The sequence below is a fragment of the Serratia sp. HNCC26DJ206 genome, assembly GCF_057180605.1.
In genome coordinates, this window is the sequence record NZ_JBXUGP010000013.1 from 1 (window position 1) to 24,321 (window position 24,321).

Here is a 24,321-nt window from a genome sequence, read left to right on the forward strand (position 1 = left end):
ACATAAGCGAACCCCTGCCAGGTGCTGAGTAGAGTAAGAGGCAGGGCGTAGTCGGACTATTTCCCTGCCTCTCCTCCCCGAACCGGACGTGTGTTACCGGTTCAATATTCCAGACAGACTCGTGGTTCATTTAAGCATCCATGCTCGCCCTGAACTCCGGGCACACCATAGGTAAAATCAGCCACCCAAAGCTGGTTGGGACGTTCTGCAACGAACTGCCGCTGCACCAGGTCGTCTGTTGTACACCGTTCTTTACCGCTGTGGGTTGTTTTCACTCCTTTTCCACGGGTAACCCCTTCTAAGCCCAACGTTTTCATAAGACGTTCGACGGTGCATCTCGCCACCTTGATACTCTCTCGCGTTAACTGCCGCCAGACCTTACGCACGCCATAGACCTGCTTGTTCACTTCGTAAACACGCTGTATTTCTACACAAAGTGCGTCGTCCCGTTTATCCCGAGCACACCACGTTTCTGGATGCTGGAGCCGCTGCCTGTGCCAGTAAAATGTTGATGGGGCGATAGCCAACTCCTGGCATACCGACTCGACCCCGTGCTTAGCGCTCAGGCTGTCTATTAACGGCATTATCTTTTCCAGTAGCGGTCGAGTTCCGCCTGCGCAAAATAAGCTGATGCTTGGCGCAGAATATCGTTGCTGCGACGAAGTTCACGAACCTCACGCTCCAGTTCGTTTAAACGCTGGCGCTCACTGGTCGTCAGGTTGCTATCACTGGTACTGGTTCCAAAATCGCGTTCATGCTGGCGGACCCAGGCCCTGAGTGTGTCGGGATTACAGTCAATTTTAGGGGCGATGGACTTGAAAGCGGCGTGTTCAGATTTGTATTCACTGCGCTGTTCCAGAAGCATTCTTACTGCGCGTTCCCGCAGTTCGGCTGGATAACGATTTGCTGATTTTGATGTCATCTTGGATCTCCTTTCACTAAGAGTTTAGTCTCCAAGATTCCCGGTGCGGTTCAGGCAGCAGGTGAGCATGGTGGAACATCGCCCACTGAGTACCTATGAGGAGTTGCTGTGATGCATGAGCTTGAAGCGCTGTTGGGGCGTCTGAAAATGGAGCACCTGAGTTACCACGTTGAAAGCCTGCTGGAGCAGGCGGCTAAAAAAGAGCTCAACTACCGAGAGTTCCTGTGCATGGCGCTGCAGCAGGAATGGAACGGTAGACATCAGCGCGGAATGGAATCCCGGCTGAAGCAGGCACGCTTCCCGTGGGTTAAAACGCTGGAGCAGTTCGACTTTAGCTTCCAGCCAGGTATTGATCACAAGGTCGTCCGATAACTGGCGGGACTGGCGTTCGTGGAGCGCTGCGAGAATGTGATCCTGCTGGGGCCACCAGGTGTTGGTAAAACTCATCTGGCCGTTGCTCTCGGAGTGAAAGCGGCAGATGCAGGTCACCGCGTGCTGTTCATGCCGCTGGATAGACTGGTCGCTACGCTGATGAAAGCGAAGCAGGAGAACCGGCTTGAGCGTCAGTTGCAACAACTGAGTTATGCCCGGGTGTTGATCCTGGACGAGATAGGCTATCTGCCAATGACCAGAGAGGAAGCGAGTCTGTTCTTCCGGTTGCTGAACCGCCGATATGAAAAAGCGAGCATCATCCTGACGTCCAACAAAGGCTTCGCAGACTGGGGAGAGATGTTCGGAGATAACGTGTTGGCAATGGCGATCCTGTATAGACTGTTGCACCACTCAACGACACTGAATATCAAAGGAGAAAGCTATCGGTTGAAAGAAAAGCGCAAAGCAGGTGTTCTGTCTAAAAACGCAACGCCAATCAATGAAGATGAGATGGCGGAAAGCGGGCAACAAAAGTGATCAAATAGCGGACATTAAAAATGGCGAAAAACGGTCATAAATCTTGGCGTTGACAGTGTGGCTAAAATTAGTTGACCACTACAAACTCCGGGCACACAGTAGGTAATGTCACCCGACCATTTCTGCTCTGGCCCACAGGCGGTAAAGTCTTATTTCAACAGGTTTTCTGACACCAGCAAACCATGCTCGCGGTAACTGACCGGCCTGAACCGGCGCGAGGCCTTTGCGCGCAGCCCCTGACGACGCAGGCTGCCTGCGATGGTTTTGACGTTGTACGCTGGAGGCTCATCAGCAAGACGCGGCGCACCATACCGCTGTTTTGCGTCACTGAATACCTTTCGAACGGCCTCATCGCAGACAAGACGGAACTGCTGACGCGGGGTTATCTGATGTCGACGCAGACGCCAAGCATACCAGCCGCTGCGGGCGACACGGAGCACCCGACACAGGGCTTTGATGCTGAACTCAGCCTGATGTTTTTCGATAAAGACATACTTCATTTCAGGCGTTTCGCGAAGTATGTCGCGGCCTTTTGGAGAATGTCCAACTTTTCATCTCGTTCTGCCAGTTGGCGCTTGAGCCGGGCATTCTCGGTCGCAAGTTCCTGCTCACGTTCGGAAGCTGACAGGCTCTGCTGTTGCTTGCTCCGCCAGGTATAAAGTTGCGATTCGTAGAGACCGAGTTCACGCGCGGCTGCGGCCACGCCAATACGCTGAGCGAGCTTAAGCGCTTCGTCACGAAAGGCTGGCGTGTGTTGTTTGCGGGGCTTGTTTTTCGTTGCTAATGGGTTAGCCATGAGTCACCTCTGGGTTACGAGTTTACTCACTTAGTGCCGTGTCCACTATTACTGGGTAAGATCAGTCACACGTAATCACTGTTGCCGGACAATGTGGCAATTGCTGAAAAATGTGGGTCAGTTTATGAAAGCCGCCTCCCCCTTCCCGGGCAATAAACCCGGCTTAGCAAAAGTGGAGCTGTATTAGGCGCAGGTATTTAGGCCAGCAAGAGGTAGAACTGATAATAAAATTAATTATTTGGGCTTTCGAAAAAGTAAAACTGCATACATAATTATTTAAATGCTCACATACTATCAGTAAATTACAGCAACGATATGGTTTTGAATCATATAAAATCATAAATTTTTCACAGAATAGTGAGTTTCACTTCTCCTGTTAATCACGTGAGGATCATTATGGGCGAAAAGAAAACCATCGTGCTTGTTGAGGATGATATAGGCTTGGCAACATTGATTCGTGAATTCCTAATTAATCATATGTTTGATGTGATCGTGGTCAACGATGGCAATTCGGCAGTTTCTCGAATCCAACAGCATAATCCTCATTTAGTACTGTTGGATATCATGCTGCCCGGTAAAAGTGGCATGGATGTCTGCAAGGATATCAGGGAGTTCTATCATGGCCCCGTCATTATGCTAACCGCATTGGGGGATAGCCTAGACCAGGTTTTGGGATTAGAGCTTGGTGCTGACGATTACATTGTTAAGCCGATTGAACCCAGAGTTTTGCTGGCACGGATCAGGGCTCAGTTACGGCGCGTTAATAAATCGGCTGAAGTCAGGAGCAAGCCTGCAACTAGCTCTGTGCTAGACCTTGGGCAGTTGGTGATCTCTCCAGATTCACGTACGGTTTCTCTCTACCGGCAAGAGGTTCCCATGACAACAGCAGAGTTTGACCTGTTACTGCTGCTGGCTAAAGATGCAGGCAAAGTACTGACGCGCGATCAACTATTGATGGATCTGAAAGGCATTGATTTCGACGGGGTAGATCGTACGATAGATATTCACATATCCCGGCTGCGCCGAAAGTTGGATGATAATACCGAACACCCTGATAAAATAAAAACGGTCAGAGGGAAGGGGTATCTGCTTAATCGTAACGGCTGGCAATAATATAGCAACGTAGGTATTCAAGAATGAAGATAAAAAACCGATCCAAACTATTGATATTTTTTAATTTTTATCTTTTTTGCCTGCTATTTGGTTCGGGTGCTTATGTTATTATCGATTACGTGAAGATACGCACTTTAGAGTCTTTAACCGCTCAAGCACGTTATGAAATCATTCGTGAGTCTATTGATTTATTGGAAAAAAAATACCTCGCGTATAGTGGGAGTGATGTAGATGGTAAATTCAATGAGTACGGTGAATACTCTATTTACTCGTTAAGGATAGAGAATACATTAAATCTACAAAAAATTCTCCCTCCAGATAAATATGCCAGAATGCTTAATGGAGAGATGATTTTATTTGAAAATGACCTCGCGTTTAAAAAAATAAAAGGTACAAATAAGGTTATCTCTTTCGATATAATGGCGTTAAATATCGACACATCACGGAATAACAGTGCTATACGAAATCGTGTTTATATTAATGGAATGATATGGCTCTCTCTACTGCTTGCCATTTTCTGTTACACGTGGCTGAATCCTATCTGGTGTGACGTAAAAAATGTGCGTGAAACAGCCTTGCTCCTGAGCTCAGGGGAGTTGAATGCCAGAGTTGGTAAGGCATCATCAACAATATTTAATCCGATTGCTACGGCGTTGGACGATATGGCAGATAAAATTAAAGATGCAACTCTGATGCGTAGAGCGATGACAAACACTATGGCTCATGAATTACGTACGCCGATTGCCAGGATACGCTTTCATCTGCACAACTATCTTGAAACAACGGACCATAGTGAAAAAGAGTTGATAATAGAAAGCATCTATCAGGAAATTCATGATGTAGAGTCACTGATTGACACTGCGCTGAGCTATGCCAGCGTAGAGAATTATAATAAAATCCTGTCGCCTCAGAAGCAATATATCTCAACCTGGCTTGATGGAAAAATAAACAGCGATATGATCGGAAGTAAGAATATCCGATTTATAAAAAATTATGACAGCGACCTGGGGTGGGTCTATATGGATATGAATCTGATGGCCCACGTGTTGAGTAATCTGTTGGGTAATGCTAAAAAATATGCCAAGAGTATAATTCAAGTTAGTGTTACACGCACTGAATATGTACTTACTCTCTCTGTTGAAGATGACGGTAAAGGCATTGCCCCTGAGGATTTAAATCATATTTTCAAACCCTTCTACAGAGGGAAAGGGAATAAGAAACTGGGCATCAGAGGTTTTGGTTTGGGATTAACAATTGTTGATAAAATCATTTATTTACACCGGGGGAGTGTATATGTGTCAACGTCTGAGCTAGGGGGGGCCTGTTTCACGGTTAAAGTTCCTTGTAATTATCAGCAGTAATTTAGGTTGTGTCGCATTAGGGTGCAGTTCGATGGTGAACAGTAGCCCACCTGCGACGGGAGCTAAGACTCTGTTAGAGAATGAGTTTCTTCAGGCATCGTAGCTCGCTATACTACCGTGTATGCACTGCGTATTACGGTGATTCTGACCATTGATTTCGGTGATTCCGATCGCGTTTTTCCCGCGCGCTTTTTCTCTCTTTGTTTTTACTCTATGTGATCAGTTTGCGCCAGTTTTCGCATCGACTCTCCCTTGAGTTCGACCCGATGGCCATTGTGCATAAGCCTGTCCATCAGCGCATCCGCTACCGTCGGATTGCTGATCATTTTGTACCACTCGCTAACCGGTAATTGGCTGACGATCACCGTGCTACCATTGCCGTACCGATCTTCCATCACTTCCAGCAGATCCGAGGATTGGCGCGCTGATAACTTGTCCAGTCCCCAGTCGTCCAGGATCAGCAAGGGCGTCTTTGACAGTTTGAACAGCTGTTTCTGATAGCTGCCGTCCGCATGACCGGTCCCAAGATCCTCCAACAGCCGGCTCAGTCGCCAGTAACCCACCGCGATATGCTGCCGGCAGGCTTGTTCCCCAAGCGCGCACGCCACGTACGTTTTTCCGCACCCGGTTGGCCCGGTTATCAATACGTTCTGGTAACGCTGGTGATAACCGCCGCCCAGTAGCTCCGCCATTTGCTGACGGTTAAGGCCCCGGGCCGCACGGTAGTCCAGCCCTGATGGCACTGCCGACAACCGCAGCTTCGCCTGCCTTCGCAAGCGCTCAACCTTGCCTGATTCACGTTGTAACAACTCGTGGTCCAGCAGTAACCCCAGACGTTCATCGAAGCTCAGGTCAAGGTAAGTGCCCGGTTGCGACCATTGCTGTTCCAGCGCCTGACTCAGGTGGCTTAACCTCAGGGCGCGGAGTTGCTCCAGTAACCCGCTTTGCATCGTCATTCTCCTCGTTAGTGGTAATAACCGGCACCACGCACGTTGCCGTGCTGGCTCGGGGTTTCATCCTCGGCTGGCGCGGCCGGTATTTCATCACGCCGGTTATCCAACAGGTTCACGATCACCTGCCGGTGCGGCTTTTCGAGCAGTAACGCCTGACGGCAGGCATTTTCCAGCCGTCCATCTCCGTATTTTCTCGCCAGTGACAGCAGGCCCAGGCAACTGCGGTAAGCCTGCTCCGGGTGTTTTCGTTGTTGCAGATGCCACGCCACCACGGCGCGGGTGGCGCTGCCGATGTTGGCACCCCAGTCCAGTAGCCGTTCCGGACTCCAGCGTTGCTGTTGATGAGACTCGGGCATATGTTCCGTCAGGGTACTGAAGCCGCTTTCCGTGACGTTGCGGGGATGCTGGGCCACCAGTTGCCCCCGGTGATAGAGCCTTATCACCTTGGCACCGGCCTCCAGGTCGATATGGGCGCCGACCAGGACATGGGGAACAGAGTAGGCATGCCGCCGCCAGAGGATGTGATAATCCGGCCCCACTTTCGCTCGGCCGGTTTCCGTGTAGTCATAGCGCTGACGCGGCAGTGCCATCAGCGCCGGTTGGTCCAACTGCTCGAATCGGCTTCGGCGGTTGCCTGGGTAAAGCCGGAACGCCCGCTCGTTCAGTTCTTTAAGCAGACCGGCAAGCGCCTGATTGAGCGACATGAAGGTGTGGAACACCTGGCGGCGCATGAACCGCCCCGGTTTTCTTGGAGAGTGTTTAGTCCGTGAACTCAGGGCTGCCAACGTCTTATTCATTATGGATGCATGATACGCTTTTTCTGCCTCATCTGCCTTTCTACAGCATCCCTCGACCATAAGCTGGATTCAATCAATGTACCGCAAGCCACAGTTACACCCCCCCATTTGGGTGTCATACCCTTATCGTGCCTAATACCCTTGGGGGGGCTCGCCTAACAGTGTTTACGGCAAAAAATAACAAAAAAGCGTGAATCGATAAAAGCCAACAGCGCCAGAAATGATACTGGCGCCGTTGGCATATTCTGGCTTTTGTGGCCGGTTACTGTGTTATGGGCAGCGTCTGCATGACTTCCCCGTGCTCCAGGCTATCGATGTAATCAGCATACCACTGCATCATTTCCCGACGTTGGTCCAAATACAAAGCATGGTTATAAGTACCGCGGATACTGTTCTTGTCCACATGCGCCAACTGGAGTTCAATCCAGGCGGTGTTAAAGCCTTTCTCATGCAAGATGGTACTTAGTGTATGCCGGAAGCCGTGGCCGGTTGTCCTCCCTTTATACCCCAAAGCATAAAGCATATGGTTAATGACCGCTTCTGCACGAGGTTTATCGGGTTCACTGCGTCCAGGTAATAACAGGCGGTGCCCTCCCGTCAGTGTTTGAAGCTGTTTTAATAACGCAACCACCTGACGAGACAACGGAACCAGATGAGGCCGTCGCATTTTCATCTTCTCTGCCGGTATAATCCACACCGTATTCTCCCAGTCAAACCCTCCCCATTCTGCCAGTCGTAACTCCATGGTACGGACTCCAGTCAGTAGCAGTATCTTGGTAGCAATCTGTAATACCGGATTGGCTTCATAGGCTGATAGCGTGCGAAGAAATTCAGGCAATTCTTCTTCTTTCAGATGCGGTAGGTTTTCAGATACCGGAGTTTTGAGCAGCTTTGCCAAATCACTGGCCGGATTGGAATTGACCAGCTCAAGCGCAATGGCGTACACAAAGATTTGGTGGCAGTGCTGACGTACTTTACGCAAGCGAACAAACACCCCCCGTTTTTCCATCCGACGCAGCACGTCCAGCAATAATCTAGGCGTAATATCCCGAATGGGAATTTTGCCAATATGGGGAAAGACATCATTGACCAGCCCCGATTTTACATCGTCAGCGTGGGTTGCCACCCAGGCACCAGATTGTTGTGATTTGTAGTTAAACCACTCCATGGCGATGGCTTCAAATGTATCTTCATGATGCCGTTTCTCAGAAATTCGAGTGGTTCGTTTCAGCGTGTTGGGATCTTTGCCCTCAGCCAGCAGTTTACGGGCATTTTCCCGTTCGAGACGGGCCTGTGCCAATGAAACTTCAGGATATACACCAATAGCCAGCTTTTTCTCTTTGCCATAGATGCGATACTTCATACGCCAGTATTTGGCTCCGTTGGGTTTAACCAGCAGGTAGAGCCCGTTACCATCATATAGTTTGTACTCTTTATCACCGGGTTTGGCGTTCCTGATATCCAATGCACTCAGGCTCTTGGCAGGTTGTCGTGACATGAGAACCTCGGGTAGAAATGCTGTTTAGGGCCCCCATTTGGGCCCCAAAATAGTTGTTGATAGAGGGTAGCGTCAGTTGAACTGTGTTGACAATGAAAATCGATAACCATTTATAAAATAAAGCTAAAAACTAATATTGGTCGAATTGAGTGGAGTTGTGTTGACTTGATGTTTGCTTCCGTACAGGCAGCTTAGAAAGATGTCAGTGAATGGACACTGGACAGCGCAGGGTTCACTGCCGTACAGGCAGCTTAGAAATGGGCGATGAGTTAACCATTTACCCGTATTTCGTTCACTGCCGTACAGGCAGCTTAGAAAAAATATAAAAAAGCGGTGTATGCCTTGGCTAAGTTCACTGCCGTACAGGCAGCTTAGAAATTCGCCTCCGGTGTCCTCACCGCCAAACAGATGTTCACTGCCGTACAGGCAGCTTAGAAAATGCATTAGCCGCCAGGGTCGCCCAGCGTGACGTTCACTGCCGTACAGGCAGCTTAGAAAGACGGGAATTCTTCGTCTTTGCCGGTCAGCGGGTTCACTGCCGTACAGGCAGCTTAGAAAAGCAGGAAACGGGGGAGACAATGACGGTTCAGGTTCACTGCCGTACAGGCAGCTTAGAAATTACTGAAGGCGCGGTTTTTTCCATTCGCTCAGTTCACTGCCGTACAGGCAGCTTAGAAAGAAATCTTGCGCCGCCTGGCCAACGTTATTCGGTTCACTGCCGTACAGGCAGCTTAGAAACACTGGACGTCGGGCCAGACCGGCAATAACCAGTTCACTGCCGTGCAGGCAGCTTAGAAAAAAGGTAATGTGACGCTGCTGAGCTTTGATGGGTTCACTGCCGTGCAGGCAGCTTAGAAAATACAACAAGATCGCCAGATTTTCAGGTGAATGTTCACTGCTGTGCAGGCAGCTTAGAAATGGATCAGACCTTGCCCGCGATACCTTCAGCGGTTCACTGCCGTGCAGGCAGCTTAGAAACGCTAGGGAGATCTAGCGGCAATCTGGGGCCGTGTTCACTGCCGTACAGGCAGCTTAGAAAGGAGCCGGTGGATTACCGGGGCCATGATGGGAGTTCACTGCCGTACAGGCAGTTTAGAAAGTCCAACATATCCAATATCTGTATCGGATCGGGTTTCGTTTCCTGTTACTTTCTGCTGGAAGACTGAAATGTGTCAGGCACTGTGCGCCACTTCAATACCCACTGCAAATTGGCTTCCGCTTATCGTAAGCCGTTGATAAAGTAACCGGTGGGTAGGTGGAGGGAAGCGAGCATGGTCGAGTGCATTAATTATCAGATTGAAAAATACAGCTTTGCGGACGTTAATGAAACGCCGCGTATTGCGAAGCAATGGGCTGAAGTCATCGAAGAATGCAGTCAGATCAGGGCTGGAAGTGCCGAGCGTCTGCGTATCGCCTTGCTGAATGTGGACTACGTCACCAGCTTTGAGCTGCCCTTTCGTCTGCTGTTGGTGCGTGCCCCACAACTGATTGCCGATCTGCGTGATGAATTGCCACTTAGTCAGAAAAACGTTGTTTTTAACGGCAAACGTTTTGGCTGTGTCTACAGCGTGAAATCTGATGTAAATCAGGTGCCGGAGGAGTTTCACTACCGTTTGTCAACCCGCATTCGCCGGGAAGGAGCGTCAGGCGATACCGCTGCGCCTTACCGTGAGATTGCCAGGGAAATAAAAGTGCCGCGCGAGCGGCTTAAGCGGGCGCTGGAGAACGGATTGGCGGTGACGGCGCTGGATGGCCTGTTTTGGTTTGGTATGCAGCGGATCGCAGCCGACATAGCGGTACTCAGAAAAAAGGGGATGCGTATTGCGACCTCTGAGGTCCAGGTCTTGGACAGTCTGACCGCAACCCTCCGCCCGGTACCGGTCTACCGTTGTGCCTGATACGCGCCTTGCCATTGCTGTCGTCTTTTCCTTATATGCCTTTTCGACCCTACCGGCGTTGAAGAAAACACGTATTTATTTGCGCCGAAAACACCGTCGCTGACCCAACGCACGCTTGTGGCAGTAGTTTGGTCGCCCCACGTTAATTTATGCGGCCTGTTTTCTCCGCTCTGGGTTGAGCGTGGCGCTAAATGAAAAGCGTTCACCGAATGGTTAACGTCAGAAATAAATCACGCTCAGCTTAAAACAGCAGAATACATTCACACAAGGAATGTATTTGTGTGTGAGAGACGCTTTTTAAAATCATGATATCCCCTGATCCCGATGTCCTTATAAAAAACATTGGGCAATAAATGCCTTTCTCAACCCTATTATTTACACGTTAATCGGTTGCTGATCGGCTCACTGCTCCGTACCGCCCCTTGCCTGATAAGCGTTGGTGACGCTTGCTTGGAAAATTCTTAATAATCATCATGCTGAGAGAGGTCGAATGATGATTTTTTTGTAATATTTAGTTACATTACTGAGTTTCACTAATGTGATCAAGGTTTCTACACTGCCCCCGATGATTTTTATCCGAATGATCTCAGTATTCAGATAAACCTTATTTACACAGCGCTCTGCCATTATCCGGTAAGGAATGTGCTGGCTTGTGACCCTCTTTTTCGTCTGCATCCGATGATGCAAAAAAGGAAGTTGTTGTCTGGCAGGGTTAGCCATTCTTATTGATCCCCCAGGGGCAGACCGTTCTTTTATTGTCTTAATTGAACAGGGAGACCCATGTCCAATTCCTACCAAAATGAATTGCCGAAAGCGCGCGTTAACATAAAACTCGACCTGCACACCGGCGGCGCACAGAAAAGCGTCGAGCTGCCGCTCAAACTGCTGGCGATGGGCGATTACAGCAATGGGCAAGAATACCGCCCGCTGTCTGAGCGCGAAAAAATCGGCGTCAATAAAAATAACTTCGACAGCGTGTTGGCCGAATTCAACCCTAAGCTCGCCCTTTCCGTGCCCGATACCCTGTCCGATAACCCGAGCGACACCGCCGTCAACCTCAGCTTCAGTGCCATGAAAGACTTCGAGCCGGAACAGGTGGCGCGTCAAATCCCGCAACTGCGCGCCATGCTGGCCATGCGCAATCTGCTGCGTGACCTCAAATCCAACCTGCTGGATAACGCCACTTTCCGCCGCGAGCTCGAAATCATCCTGAAGGATGAGGCGCTGAGCGACGAACTGCGGATGGAACTGGAAATACTGGCACTCGAAAACTGTTAATCGCCCGGGAAGATAAGGAAAAGCCCCATGTCTGGACAGGAAGAAACATTGCAGGAAAGAACGGCACAACGTCAGAGCCCTACCACCACCGTGCTGGAAAAAAACGCCCCGGCGGCGCACAGCGTTTACGCGTCATTATTTGAAAAAATCAACCTTAACCCGGTTTCCCAGTTGAACGGCATTGAGGCCTTTCAGGACGGCGATGCCCTGGCGGACGTCTCGGCCGATGAGCGCGTCACCGCCGCCGTCAGCGTCTTTTTAGACCTGCTCAAGCAGTCGGCGCAGAAGGTCGAAAAACTCGACAAGAACCTGCTGGACAGCCATATCGCCGCGCTGGATGAAAAAATCAGCCGCCAACTGGATGCGGTGATGCATCACCCGGAGTTCCAGAAGGTGGAATCCCTGTGGCGTGGCCTGAAATCGTTGGTGAACAAAACCGATTTTCGCCAGAACGTGAAGCTGGAGCTGCTCGACGTCTCCAAAGACGATCTGCGTCAGGATTTTGAAGACAGCCCGGAAATTATCCAGAGCGGCCTGTATCGCCATACCTATATTGCCGAGTACGACACCCCAGGCGGTGAGCCGATTGGGGCAGTGATTTCCAACTACGAGTTTGATGCCAGCGCCCAGGACGTCGCATTGCTGCGTAACCTCTCCAAAGTGGCGGCCTCTGCCCATATGCCATTTATCGGTGCCGTTGGCCCGGCGTTTTTCCTCAAAAACTCGATGGAAGAAGTGGCGGCCATCAAAGACATTGGCAACTACTTCGATCGTGCCGAATACATCAAGTGGAAATCTTTCCGTGACACCGACGATGCGCGTTATATCGGCCTGACCATGCCACGCGTGCTGGGCCGTCTGCCGTATGGCCCGGATACCGTTCCGGTGCGCAGCTTCAACTATGTGGAAGAAGTCACCGGTCCGGACCACGATAAATACCTGTGGACCAACGCGTCGTTCGCCTTTGCCGCCAATATGGTGAAAAGCTTTATCGACAACGGCTGGTGCGTGCAGATCCGTGGCCCGCAGGCCGGTGGCGCGGTGCAGGACCTGCCGATCCACCTGTACGATCTGGGCACCGGCAATCAGGTGAAGATCCCGTCTGAGGTGATGATCCCCGAGACTCGCGAGTTTGAATTCGCCAACCTCGGCTTTATTCCGCTGTCGTACTACAAGAACCGCGACTATGCCTGCTTCTTCTCCGCCAACTCGGCGCAGAAACCGGCGCTGTATGACACCGCGGACGCGACGGCCAACAGCCGCATCAACTCACGCCTGCCGTACATCTTCCTGCTGTCGCGTATCGCGCATTACCTGAAGCTTATTCAGCGCGAGAACATCGGCACCACCAAAGATCGTCGCCTGCTGGAGCTGGAGCTCAACACCTGGGTGCGTGGCCTGGTGACCGAGATGACCGATCCGGGCGATGACCTGCAAGCCTCTCACCCGCTGCGTGATGCGAAGGTGACGGTAGAAGACATCGAAGACAACCCGGGCTTCTTCCGCGTCAAGCTGTATGCCATCCCGCACTTCCAGGTCGAAGGGTTGGATGTGGCGCTGTCCCTGGTGTCGCAGATGCCGAAAGCGAAGGCGTAAACGGAGACGGAATGAAAATCTATCGTCCGTTATGGAATGAGGGGGCCTTGCTGTCCCCTCAGCAGTTTCAGCAGCAGTCTGCCTGGGGCGCTTTTTGCAGCTCTGGCGTAGCTGCGCTGACCTCCCCGTTCCCGTGGGGGGTGGAGAACGTTGAGTTTGACGACGCGTTGCTCTCTTCGGGGGTGATCCAGGTCCGTCATCTGCGGTTGTGGCTGGCGGATGGCTCGCTGATTGACACGCTTGAGAGCGACTTGCCTCCTGAGCCTCGTGAACTGAGTGCGGCGGACGTCGCCGGTCATGACGTGGTCACCTTGGTGCTTGCCCTGCCGCTGATGCAGTCGGGGATGAGTAACGTTCAGCAGGAGGGCGCGGTTGCCGAACGTCCACTGCGCTACCGTGAAGAATGGATCACCGTGCCTGATGCCTTCGGCCCGGAAGAAGAATCGATGGCGGTGGCTCACTTCAACCTGTCGATCCGTTTTCAGCATGAAAGTAACGCCTCGTGGCAAACCTGTCCGATCGCACGTCTGGTGCGTGACGGGCAAGGGGGATGGCGACAGGATCCGGCCTTTATACCACCGATGGCGCTCTTCTCTGCCAGCGCTGCGCTGCGCGAGCGCCTGGTTCTGCTGAACCGCCAGTTACGTTCCCGCCGCCAGCGTTTGATGTCGATGCGTCGTGAGAGTAACGAACGGTTGGCCGATTTCGCGGTGGCCGATGTTTCCCTGTTCTGGTTGCTCAATGCGCTCAATTCCCATGCCCGCGTGCTGACTGAATACGAGCGTTTTCCTGCGCGTCATCCCGAGCAGGTGTGGGCAGAGTTGGCGCGCCTGGCGGGGAGCATGTTGACCTTCTCGCTCGAGCATGACCTGGATGCTATTCCAGGCTATGACCATGCCGAACCAGCCAACGCCTTCCCGCCGCTGTTTGATCTGATCACCGGCTTGCTGGAAGCCAGCCTGCCATCACAGGTGATCGCTCTAGAGATGTCGCGTCCTGATGCGCAGACCTGGAGAGCTTCTCTGCACGACATGCGTTTGCGGGAAGAGGCGGATCTGTATCTTTCTGTGCGTTCCGATATTCCGGCCTGGCAGATTGCCGAGCGTTTCCCCTCACTCTGCAAGGCGGGGTCTCCTGATGACGTCAATGAAATTTACAGCGTGGCGCTCAATGGCATACCGCTGATTGCCGTCAACCGTATCCCTGCCGCGTTGCCGGTACGTCTGGAGAACCAGTATTTTGCGCTGGATATGGAGAGCGTGGCAGCCCGCGACATGCTGGAGCAGGGGGTGTGCATGTTCTATGTACCTTCGCTGCTGGGTGCGCTCGAACTTGAACTCTTTGCGGTGTTGCGATCATGAAACAGGATATCGATATTGACCAACTGATGGCGGAAACCTGGCTGACCGTCACCCTGCTGCGAAATGGGGCCACTACGCCGGACGGCAAGGCGCTGTACCAGAATTGCTGCCGGCAGGTTGAACACGTCCGAGAGGCGCTGGCCAGGGCGGGTTACGATGACGACAGCGTCGAGCATATCTCCTATGCCCAGTGCGCTCTGCTGGATGAAACCGTGATGAGCCGCAGGCCGAACAACGGGGAAATCGATGAGGGGCAGCTCGCCTGGCGTACGGCCCCGTTACAGGCACGCTATTTTGATTCCCTGCATGCCGGGGAGGCGCTTTGGGATCGGCTTTCCAAGGTACTGCGCCAGCCCGCGCCGGTTATGGCGGTGTTGACTTGCTATCACCGGGTACTTTCTCTGGGCTTTCAGGGGCTATACGGCGTGAAAACGGTGAGCCAGACGCAGCGTGATGAAACGCTGAACATGCTGAACGAGCGGGTCGCCCCTCCTGTGGCCGATCTCTCACTGGTGGTGCGCAAAACGGGCCGGCGGAGTTACACCCTGTTGCGCTCTGTCTGGTTCTGGGTCGCGTTTGCCGTGGTGGTGACGGGGGGGCTATGGTGGGGCGGCCATCTTTGGCTTCAGGCCTTGTTGTCTGCGCAATTACCGGAGTTGCCACGTTAATGCGTAAATCCGTCCTTGTGTCCGTAGTGTTACCGATCCTCGTCAGTGCCACTGCGTTGTTATGGCTCTTGTGGTCCTTTTTTCCTCTGGCTGTCTGGGTCAAAGGCGTGGTGACGCTGATATTGGTCATTGTGGCCTGCCGCTTGGGCTGGCAGCGTGCGGGTCGTCTGTCAACGGCTGCCGTTACGGCTTCTGCCGCCCATTTACCGCCTCTGACGCAGCAGGGAGCCGTAGTGCTGGTGTGTGGTGACGGGTTGGCGGCGTTGTTTGCCGAACAGCCATTGAGAGAAACTTCACAAGGTTGCTGGCTGCGCGTCGGAGATGTCGGTGCATTGGCCGACGTGATACGCACTATCCAACGGCAACAGCCGCACCAGCTCGGCCAGCTTTCAGTGATGTACCACTGCCTGCCGGACGAACATAAGGATGAGGCGGCGTTGCGGGCCTCGCTGAAAGCCTTGCGCCAGCAGATCATACAGCTACGCACCCTGACGGGATGCCCGCTGCCGCTGGTCTTGAACGGCCAGTTTTCCGGCCCTGAAACCCCCTGGACGTTGGTGCGGGGTGACAGCGCGCTTATCTGCCCTACAGATGCGGTGCCGCTTCCGTTACAGGACTGGTTGCAGACTGCCGATCACCTCACTCGGATGCCGGTTCTGAATCAGGCGTTCAGCTTTATCCGTGACATTCTGCTGGATGAGCTGGAGAAAGCGGACCGGTTTTCTCCACCGGTGCATGCTTTTGCCGTGGCGCTGCGCACTGGCGCGCCGCGCGGCGAAGACCATACGCTGTGGTCACGATGGTTATTTCGCCGGACGTGCCTGCGCGTGCCTTATACCCAGAGGTCTGAAGAACCGGCATCGCGTTTTGTCGATCCGTTGCTGCCTTTGCTATCTCCTTTTGCCATTCCCGCACAGGGGGGGCAAACCGCTCGCCGGGTGGTGGTTTTGCTGGGGTTGTGCGCCATGATGGCCGTGGGCTTTTCTGTGGTCAACAACCGTGCGCTTATCGGCCAGGTCAGCGCAGATTTGCAGCGCTGGCAGGCTATTCCGATGACGCACGCGGTGCCGAAAGCGCAGGCTCTGGCGGCGCTTAAGCAGGATGCACTGTGGCTCGAACGCTGGCAACGACAGGGTGAACCCCTGAGATATGGTCTGGGTTTGTATCCAGGACAGCGACTGTGGCTGGCGGTGCAACAGGCGATTGACACCTATGTGCCGCCCGCACAGGCTCCTGCGCCTTCTGTCATACAGACTCCAAACACCCCGCAAACCGTGCGCTTGGACAGTCTGTCGCTGTTTGACACCGGCAAGGCTACGCTCAAGCCCGATTCCACCAAGGTTCTGGTCGAAGCGTTAATCAATATCAAAGCCAAACCCGGCCTGTTGATTGTGGTGGCGGGGCATACCGACAGCACCGGTGATGTGCAGAGTAATCAGCAACTCTCGCTCAAGCGTGCGGAAGCGGTGCGTGACTGGATGTTACACACCAGCGACGTGTCGCCCACCTGTTTTGCCGTCCAGGGTTACGGCGCTAGCCGCCCTGTGGCAACCAACGAGACGGAGGTAGGCCGTGCAGCCAACCGCCGTGTCGAGATCAGTCTGGTACCGCAGGCAGACGCCTGTCAGGTACCTGGCAAAAAAAACGCATCATCGGCAATGGATGATGCGGTAACCCCTGAAATGGAGAAGTAAACATGGCAATTCCAGTCTATCTCTGGCTGAAAGACGACGGTGGTGCAGATATCAAAGGGTCTGTGGACGTCAAAGACCGCGAAGGCAGCATCGAAGTGGTGGCACAGGATCACAGCCTGTACATCCCGACCGATAACAACACCGGTAAACTGACGGGGACCCGCATTCATACGCCGTTCCTGTTTACCAAGGAAATCGACGCCTCCAGCCCGTACCTGTACAAGGCGGTGACCACCGGTCAGACCCTGAAAAAGGCCGAGTTCAAGTGGTACCGCATTGATGACGCTGGCCAGGAAGTGGAGTATTTCAACACCACACTGGAAAACGTCAAGCTGGTGAAAGTGGCGCCGAAGATGCACGACATCAAAGACGCTGCCAAAGAGAAGCACAACCATCTGGAGCAGATTGAGTTGCGCTACGAGAAAATCACCTGGACCTACAAAGACGGCAACATCATTCATTCCGATTCCTGGAACGAACGTACTACCGCCTAAGTCTTGAGAGCAGGCGGGAGACCGCCTGCTCTTGGTGTGTTTGGCTGAGTCTCGCCGTGCCGGTACTCAGCCAAACGCATTCACAATAAATCCAATGACCTTATGGGCCTCGGTTAACGGCTATGGGCGGTAGCGTGCCCGCACGGCGTCATGGCGGGCAGGAAAAGAGAACAGGGAAGAGGCATGAGCACTCACGCAGCACGTTTATTACATCGGTTAAATCCTTACTGTGCCCAGGCGCTGGCGGCAGCGGCGACGCTCTGCCAGACCCGTGGCCATGCGGAGATCACCGTGGAGCACTGGTTGCTCAAATTGTTAGAGCAGGGGGACGGCGATCTGTCGGTGATCGCCCGGCGTTATGACTGGGATCAGGATGCGTTGTGGCAGGGGTTGCTGGCACACCTGGAGCGTTTGCCGCATCAGCTTCAGGGCAAGCCGCAACTGTCGGCCCCGTTGCAGCAGTTGATACAACAGGCCTGGTTGGAAGCCTCGGCACAGGTCAATACGGAGGCGGTACGTTCGCTGCATGTGCTGATGGCCCTGGTCGCCGCCCAGCACCTGGTCATCCAGAACGCCACCTGGCCCTTGCTCAGCCTCAGTGCCACGCAACTGGCCCACCTGCTGCCGCTGCTGGATGCGCAATCGGAAGAGCGCCCGGAAAAGCCCCCGCGCCTGGAATGGCCGGTCGATGCCCCGACGGAGGCCACGTTGCCCCCGGCTATCGAACCGAATCAGGCCTTGCAGGCCGAGCTGGATAAATTTACCCAGGACCTGACCGCCAAAGCGCGGGCGGGTGAGATTGACCCGGTATTGGGGCGTGATAACGAAATCCGCCAGATGGTGGATATACTCTCCCGCCGCCGCAAGAACAACCCGATTTTAGTCGGTGAGCCCGGCGTCGGCAAAACCGCCCTGGTGGAAGGGCTGGCGCTGCGCCTGGCGGAAGGCGATGTCCCGGCCAGTTTGAAAAATATCGCGATACGCACCCTCGACTTAGGCCTGCTGCAGGCGGGGGCGGGCGTGCGCGGCGAGTTTGAACAACGGCTGAAGAACGTGATTGCGGCGGTGCAGCAGTCACCGACGCCGATACTGCTGTTTATCGACGAAGCCCACACCCTGATTGGTGCGGGTAATCAGGCGGGCGGTGCCGATGCGGCCAACCTGCTGAAACCGGCGCTGGCGCGCGGGGAACTGCGTACCATCGCGGCCACCACCTGGTCAGAGTACAAACAGTATTTTGAGCGAGATGCGGCACTGGAGCGGCGCTTCCAACTGGTCAAAGTCGAAGAGCCGGATGATGTGAACGCCTGCCGGATGCTGCGCGGCCTGAAGGCGCGTTATGCCAGCTACCACGGGGTGCATATCTGCGATTCGGCAGTAAAAGCCGCCGTGACGCTCTCGCGCCGTTACCTGACCGGCCGACAGTTGCCGGATAAAGCGGTCGACCTGCTGGATACCGCCAGTGCGCGGGTGCGTATGGGGCTGGACAGTGAGCCCGAGCAAATCGTGCACCTCAGAACAGAGCTGGCGGCGCTGACCATCGAGCAACAGGCGCTTGAGCAGGATAAGGTGCTGGACCCCGCCGTTGACCCGGCCCGGCTGGCGGATATCAGCGACCGGCTCCGTGCATTGCAGAAACATCAGGTCCGGCTGGCGGTGCAATACGAGAAAGAGCGTGCGCTGACCGAACAACTGCTGGTCGCGCGTCAGGAAGGCCACCGCCGTGAGGAGTGTGACGCACTCCGGGCGCAGTTGCACGATATCCAGCGCTGTAACCCGCTGCTGTGGCTGGACGTGGATGCGCGGACGGTGGCGACGGTGATTGCCGACTGGACCGGCGTGCCGCTGGGCAGCCTGCTGAAAGACGACCAGAGCGAGTTATTGCAGCTTGAACGCCAGTTGGCGAAACGGGTTATCGGGCAGGACGTGGCGCTGGGTGACCTGGCACAACGGCTGCGTGCCACCCGCGCCGGGCTGACGCCGGACAACGGCCCACAAGGGGTATTCCTGCTGGTTGGCCCAAGCGGGGTAGGTAAGACCGAAACCGCGCTGGCGCTGGCGGATACCCTGTTTGGCGGTGAAGCGTCGCTAGTCACCATCAACCTCTCCGAATACCAGGAAGCCCATACCGTCAGCCAGCTCAAAGGCTCACCACCGGGCTACGTCGGCTATGGTCAAGGCGGCATGCTGACTGAGGCGGTGCGCCAGCGCCCGTATAGCGTGGTGTTGCTGGATGAGGTGGAAAAGGCCCACCGCGACGTGCTCAACCTGTTCTATCAGGTGTTTGACCGGGGCTTTATGCGCGACGGCGAAGGGCGCGAGATTGATTTTCGCAATACCGTGATAGTCATGACCTCGAACCTCGGCAGCGATGCGCTGATGTCATACCTGAACCAGCACCCCGACGCGCCGGAGAGCGAATTACACGAACGGCTGCGCCCGCTGTTGCGTGACCATTTCCAACCGGCGCTGCTGGCGCGCTTCCAGACCCTGATTTACCGCCCGCTGGGCGCAGAGGCGCTTAAACGCATCGTCGCCATCAAACTGGCGCAGTTGGCCCAACGGTTACAGCAGCATTACGGTTTGCGTTGTGTGATGGAAGACAGTCTGAGCGACGCCCTGGTTGCCGCCTGCCTGCAACCGGACAGCGGGGCACGCCATATCGACAGCCTGCTGAACCAGCATGTCTTGCCGGTGCTGAGCCAACAACTGCTTAGCCAGAAGGCCGCAAAACACCACCCGACCCGGCTGACGCTGGGGTGGAACAAGGACGCGGGCATCACGCTGGCGTTTGATGAACCGAGTACAGAATGAATACTCAAGTAAGTCACCGGAGAGCGAAGGAAGCCAATGCATAGGAAGCTTGCAGTATGACGGTGTTGCATTTAATGGCTGAAAATAAGTTTCCTTTACAAAAAAATATTAAAAGTTAGCTTGCTCGAGCTGTGCAGAAAGTAATTGATAAATTTTCACTCCATAGATAAAAGAGATAAATAGTATGCATAAGAAGTACTTGTTAGCGACCGCTATTGCAGCACTTTCCTTTAATGCAAATGCTGGGTTATTTGATTCCAATGACTTCAAGTGTGGCAGGGAAGATGCGGTTAAGGCATTTTCAGATTTTATTAAAAGTGATGCTTCTGGCCTGTTGCAAAGTAATTTTCTTACTAACGGCAAGGCGTTTTATAGCAAGCCGCTTGATGTTTATCAGAGTAAGTTGAATGCATTAGAGGTTAATGTGGCCAATGTGTCAACATTGAGCACTAGAAGTGAAACATTATACTGTGGTGCCACTGTTTCTGTTAAATTACCACAAGAGGTTATTGATGTTGTTGGCGATATCCCATCAAAGCTATCTGAAATAAAAGGTTATAGTGGCAAGCTTGTTAATGGGAGCGTGGTTTGGAGTAATGCTAACTACAGCATCAAACTTGCTGATAATAAAAAAGATATTCTTATTAGTGATCTTGATGGAATTAACGCATCCTCATCAATGTACAATGCAGTAGTGATGTCTGCGGATAAAGATAAAATAATCGATAGTAACTCCCAAGGGAAGTTAAGCTCAGCGAAATATAACTACGAAGACTCAGATAGAGAGTTAAATAGAGTATGGAAGGATTTGCCTGATTCATCACGTGATGCTTTGAAAAAGAGTCAGGTAGCCTGGGTGGGTGAAAAGGCTATAAAGTGTGGGAAGTTGTCCGATGCGAAATTAGACACTGTCAGTGTGCAACAAAAAATAAATACCTATCAGTGCCAGAAAAAAATGACGGATGAGCGAATTAACTATCTTGTCGGGAATAGCAATTAATTACTGTTATTAAATAGTGGAGTACGTTCAGTGGATGAACGTGTCACAGAGCTGATGTCTGCCTGAGGATCTAAATGATGAGTGATTCCGTGATTAATCTGGCGGGACAAAAAATCCAGCAGTTGCTGGGGCAGTCCCGTTACCGCATGGATGTGCATGAGTGCGAGCACTTTCTGGATGTGTTGAGCTTTCGTGCGCAGGCTTCCTTAAGCCAGCCCTGGCAGTATGAGGTCTCACTCACCTGTACTGAAGCGGATATCGCCTGTGAGACGCTGTTGCTGAAACCGGCGTCATTCACCTATCAGACCCCGATGTTCACCGGTGCCCCTGCGGCACCGGTGCGCACGGTCTACGGTGTGGTGCAGTCTTTTCGTTGTCTTGCCACCTCGGCGGATGAAACGCGTTATTCCCTGACCTTGGTGCCACGCATTGCCCTGCTGCAGCACACCAAAGGTTGCGAAATTTACCTCAACCAGTCGGTGACGGAGGTGGTCGAGCAGGTATTGCGCAAACATGGGCTTGAAGGCCCGGACTTTGAATTCCGCCTGTCGCGTGAATATCCGGCGCGGGAACTGATTACCCAATGGCGGGAAACCGACTTGCAGTTTATTCAGCGTTTGCTGGCAGAAGTCGGGATATTCTGGCGTTTTGAAATGGACAACCGCCTTGAGCAGGATGTGGTGATATTCCAGGATACCCAGGCGCACTATCAGTTCGGCGTAACGCTGCCCTTGCGCTCGCCTTCCGGGATGAGCGACAGCGGCCGGGAGAGTATTTGGGATATCCAGACCGCCCACCATGTGGTGAGTGGCAGCGTGGCTACCCGGGATTATAACTACCGTGAGGCACTGACCCCGCAGGACAGCACGCAGAGCATCAGTAGCCCAGAGGGGATCACCACCGGTGAGGTGTATCACTACGCGGAACCGTTCCTGTCCGAAGGAGAGGTGGAGAGCCCGGAAAGTGGTGCATTTTATGCCCGCACGCGCCATGAGCGTATTCTCAATCAGCAGTTTACCGTCAGTGGCCGCACCAGCAGCCCGCTGCTGGATCCCGGCCAGGTACTGGAAAGCGACGGTCTGCCGAGCGGCCTGAAAGACGGTATCGTCATCACTACCGTGCGCTGTCGTGGTTCACGCCAAAGCCCGTTCCAGCTGGAGTTTGACGGTATTCCCTACAGCGAAACCGTCTGCTACCGCCCGCCGTTGTATAACCGCCCGATTCTTTCCGGCACGCTGCCTGCGCGCATTGAGAGCCGGGAGAAGCACGATACCTACGCCTGGTTGGATGAGCATGGCCGTTATCGGGTAAGGCTGGATTTTGACCGTAGCAGCACTGAACAGGGTTATGCCTACCTGTGGCTACGGCTGGCGAAACCCTATGCCGGTGAGAGTTATGGCTGGCATGCACCGCTGATCGACGGCACCGAGGTCGCCATCGCCTTCAGCAATGGTGATATCGATTTGCCGTACATCGCTTACGCGTTGCACGATTCAGAACACCCGGACCACGTCACCCGTGACAATCACACCCGCAACGTCCTGCGCACTCCCGCGAACAGTAAGCTTCGGCTAGAGGATAAGCGCGGAGAGGAGCATATCAAGCTCGCCACAGAATTTGGCAAGAGCCAGCTTAACCTGGGGCACTTGGTCGACGCACAGCGTGCACAGCGCGGCACCGGGTTCGAGTTGCGTACCGATGAGTTCGGCGCGGTGCGTGCAGCCAAAGGGCTGTTCCTGACGGCAGATGAGCAGCTCAAGGCGCAGGGGCAGGTGCTGGAGATGGCACCTGCCATCAACAAGATCAACCAGGCCAACAGTGAAATGCAGGCGCTGAACAGTGCCGCCGAGCAGGCCGGTGCGCTGGTGTCGGATATTCAAAGCCAGTTAAACCTGGTGACAGACCGACTGAAAGACCTTCAGTCTGCGGTGCTGCTGGTCAGTGCCCCGCAGGGCGTAGCGCTGACCTCGGGTGAACACCTGCAACTGACCAGCACTCGTAATACCCTGATTAACGCCGGTCAGCACCTGGATATGGGCGCGATGAAGAACCTGTCAGTGGTGGTTGAAAAGGCACTGGGGCTGTTTGTGCATAAGGCCGGGGCAAAGCTGGTAGCCAATCAGGGCGATGTGGAGATCCAGGCGCAACACAACCAGATGGCCCTGTTTGCGCAGCAGCAGGTGACCATCACCAGCAGTGACGATGAGATTGTGATTAGCACGCCGAAAACCCTGACGCTGAACGGCGGAGGCTCGTACCTGAAACTGAGCCAGGGCGGGATAGAGCACGGTTCGGCAGGGGATTACATCATTAAAACCGCGCGTTATCAGGTGCCGATGAGTGGTGCGTCACTGGATACTCAAGTGCCTGTCTATGATAAAACCTCTCTTGAACTTCTACCTCCTGCTACAGATGGCAATATATCACGCTAAGGATGGTTGTAATGAAAACAAGTGTTTCTATACGCAAACAGAATGACAGCGAATACTCCACTCTGGAAGAGATTATGGAGCGAGTTGCTCGCAAACTACAGGGGCAAGTTTGACCAGTGAGGCTGAAAATTTTAATGTGACTGATATTACATAGGTAAATAAAGTCACCGGTAAGTCCTTCAATGAGTGGGAATATAGCATGAAGTCATTCAGTTTTACTTTGCGTAATACGTTTTTTTTTATTTTTGTGTTTTCACATTCATCTTTAGCTACTGAGCTTATAGGTCCTGAAAGCACAGTGAGTGATTTTTATAAGGCATATTTAAATGACGACTTGGTGGGTAATGACGCATTAATCAAAAGATATATTTCAGATAAATTAATGAAAAGCATCAACGATTCGGCGATGTGTAATTATGACTCTGATGATTCAGTTTCAGTTGCTGATTTAGAGAAAAGATGTTCTCAGAAACATGAGTGTAAAAAATATAAAGGAAATTACATTTGTGATTGGTATGGTATTTGGGTGGAGTCTGACATCAATTACTTTATAAAATCACAAGACGTCTACCCTTCCTGGAAATCAAATGTTAAAACCAACATCATTTCACAAAAAGGCAAGGAGTCTTTGATTGGCGTAGTTTTAGGTGGCGGTACAACCCCCACAAAAAGACTCAGGGTCACACTAAAACAAGAAAATGATAGCTGGAAAATCATCAATGTAACGGAATAAGAGA

General features: G+C 53.1%; 16 protein-coding genes, 4 pseudogenes, 1 CRISPR repeat array and 1 other annotated feature. Of the genes and pseudogenes, 15 read left to right on the forward strand and 5 right to left on the reverse strand.

Features of this window, described 5'->3' with window-relative positions; all coding sequences use genetic code 11:
• Window positions 1-167: 167 nt before the first annotated feature.
• A pseudogene (locus AC2A1E_RS10335) lies at window positions 168-922 on the reverse strand (IS3 family transposase); the annotation flags it as partial.
• Window positions 513-629, reverse strand: a sequence feature (AL1L pseudoknot). Its footprint overlaps the pseudogene before it by 117 nt.
• A 111-nt stretch (window positions 923-1,033) precedes the next feature.
• Between AC2A1E_RS10335 and istB (AC2A1E_RS10340) the strand changes: the two are divergent.
• Window positions 1,034-1,831, forward strand: a pseudogene (gene istB, locus AC2A1E_RS10340) (IS21-like element helper ATPase IstB).
• A 152-nt stretch (window positions 1,832-1,983) separates the two neighbouring features.
• Here the strand turns inward: istB (AC2A1E_RS10340) and AC2A1E_RS10345 are convergent.
• A pseudogene (locus AC2A1E_RS10345) lies at window positions 1,984-2,627 on the reverse strand (transposase); the annotation flags it as partial.
• A gap of 61 nt (window positions 2,628-2,688) precedes the next feature.
• Here AC2A1E_RS10345 and AC2A1E_RS10350 point away from each other — a divergent pair.
• From AC2A1E_RS10350 to AC2A1E_RS10360, 3 genes and pseudogenes are all read left to right on the forward strand, one after another.
• Window positions 2,689-2,814: pseudogene (locus tag AC2A1E_RS10350) on the forward strand (IS630 family transposase); the annotation flags it as partial.
• A gap of 209 nt (window positions 2,815-3,023) precedes the next feature.
• A complete protein-coding gene (locus tag AC2A1E_RS10355; RefSeq protein ID WP_484383664.1) occupies window positions 3,024-3,740 on the forward strand; it encodes a winged helix-turn-helix domain-containing protein in 717 nt (238 codons plus the stop codon).
• 23 nt (window positions 3,741-3,763) lie between these two features.
• Entirely contained in the window at window positions 3,764-5,101 is a 1,338-nt protein-coding gene (locus AC2A1E_RS10360) for a sensor histidine kinase (protein ID WP_484383665.1), read from the forward strand.
• Between the two features lie 206 nt (window positions 5,102-5,307).
• Here the strand turns inward: AC2A1E_RS10360 and istB (AC2A1E_RS10365) are convergent, their stop codons facing one another.
• The 3 genes from istB (AC2A1E_RS10365) to AC2A1E_RS10375 all read right to left on the reverse strand — a co-directional run bounded on the left by istB (AC2A1E_RS10365) (window position 5,308) and on the right by AC2A1E_RS10375 (window position 8,349).
• Complete coding sequence (gene istB / locus AC2A1E_RS10365; RefSeq protein WP_484383666.1) at window positions 5,308-6,051, reverse strand: IS21-like element helper ATPase IstB; 744 nt, start codon at window positions 6,049-6,051, stop codon at window positions 5,308-5,310.
• A gap of 14 nt (window positions 6,052-6,065) precedes the next feature.
• A complete protein-coding gene (locus tag AC2A1E_RS10370; RefSeq protein WP_484383667.1) occupies window positions 6,066-6,785 on the reverse strand; it encodes a Mu transposase domain-containing protein in 720 nt (239 codons plus the stop codon).
• A 328-nt stretch (window positions 6,786-7,113) separates the two neighbouring features.
• Window positions 7,114-8,349, reverse strand: a complete 1,236-nt coding sequence (locus tag AC2A1E_RS10375) for a tyrosine-type recombinase/integrase (protein ID WP_484383668.1) — start codon at window positions 8,347-8,349, stop codon at window positions 7,114-7,116.
• 170 nt (window positions 8,350-8,519) lie between these two features.
• Window positions 8,520-9,448: a CRISPR direct-repeat array (repeat unit 28 nt; unit sequence GTTCACTGCCGTACAGGCAGCTTAGAAA).
• A 172-nt stretch (window positions 9,449-9,620) separates the two neighbouring features.
• Between AC2A1E_RS10375 and AC2A1E_RS10380 the strand changes: the two genes are divergently transcribed.
• The 11 genes from AC2A1E_RS10380 to AC2A1E_RS10430 all read left to right on the forward strand — a co-directional run bounded on the left by AC2A1E_RS10380 (window position 9,621) and on the right by AC2A1E_RS10430 (window position 24,317).
• A complete protein-coding gene (locus AC2A1E_RS10380; RefSeq protein WP_484383669.1) occupies window positions 9,621-10,247 on the forward strand; it encodes an ECs1377 family protein in 627 nt (208 codons plus the stop codon).
• 780 nt (window positions 10,248-11,027) lie between these two features.
• Window positions 11,028-11,525 (forward strand): type VI secretion system contractile sheath small subunit, encoded by a 498-nt coding sequence (gene tssB / locus AC2A1E_RS10385; RefSeq protein ID WP_484383670.1) that lies wholly within the window; start codon window positions 11,028-11,030, stop codon window positions 11,523-11,525.
• Between the two features lie 27 nt (window positions 11,526-11,552).
• Window positions 11,553-13,121, forward strand: a complete 1,569-nt coding sequence (gene tssC / locus AC2A1E_RS10390; protein WP_484383671.1) for a type VI secretion system contractile sheath large subunit — start codon at window positions 11,553-11,555, stop codon at window positions 13,119-13,121.
• An 11-nt stretch (window positions 13,122-13,132) separates the two neighbouring features.
• Window positions 13,133-14,482 carry a type VI secretion system baseplate subunit TssK gene (gene tssK, locus AC2A1E_RS10395; protein ID WP_484383672.1) on the forward strand — a complete coding sequence of 450 codons (1,350 nt, stop codon included), beginning with the start codon at window positions 13,133-13,135 and terminating at the stop codon, window positions 14,480-14,482.
• Window positions 14,479-15,150: a type VI secretion system protein TssL, short form gene (tssL, locus tag AC2A1E_RS10400; RefSeq protein ID WP_484383673.1), complete on the forward strand. Its 672-nt coding sequence runs from the start codon at window positions 14,479-14,481 to the stop codon at window positions 15,148-15,150. The genes tssK and tssL overlap by 4 nt, the downstream gene beginning before the upstream one ends.
• On the forward strand, window positions 15,150-16,844 hold the full coding sequence (locus tag AC2A1E_RS10405) for an OmpA family protein (RefSeq protein ID WP_484383674.1): 1,695 nt from the start codon (window positions 15,150-15,152) through the stop codon (window positions 16,842-16,844). Before tssL ends, AC2A1E_RS10405 begins: the two co-directional genes overlap by 1 nt.
• A gap of 2 nt (window positions 16,845-16,846) precedes the next feature.
• The gene (locus AC2A1E_RS10410; RefSeq protein WP_473190765.1) at window positions 16,847-17,338 is read left to right on the forward strand and encodes an Hcp family type VI secretion system effector; all 492 of its coding nucleotides are present in this window, start codon (window positions 16,847-16,849) and stop codon (window positions 17,336-17,338) included.
• A 183-nt stretch (window positions 17,339-17,521) separates the two neighbouring features.
• Window positions 17,522-20,152, forward strand: coding sequence for a type VI secretion system ATPase TssH (gene tssH, locus AC2A1E_RS10415; RefSeq protein ID WP_484383675.1), 2,631 nt, complete (start codon window positions 17,522-17,524; stop codon window positions 20,150-20,152).
• Window positions 20,153-20,336: 184 nt separating this feature from the next.
• Entirely contained in the window at window positions 20,337-21,152 is an 816-nt protein-coding gene (locus AC2A1E_RS10420; protein WP_473190767.1) for a lysozyme inhibitor LprI family protein, read from the forward strand.
• A gap of 77 nt (window positions 21,153-21,229) precedes the next feature.
• The gene (locus AC2A1E_RS10425; protein WP_484383757.1) at window positions 21,230-23,584 is read left to right on the forward strand and encodes a type VI secretion system Vgr family protein; all 2,355 of its coding nucleotides are present in this window, start codon (window positions 21,230-21,232) and stop codon (window positions 23,582-23,584) included.
• A 199-nt stretch (window positions 23,585-23,783) separates the two neighbouring features.
• Entirely contained in the window at window positions 23,784-24,317 is a 534-nt protein-coding gene (locus AC2A1E_RS10430; protein ID WP_484383676.1) for a DUF3828 domain-containing protein, read from the forward strand.
• Window positions 24,318-24,321: the final 4 nt, after the last annotated feature.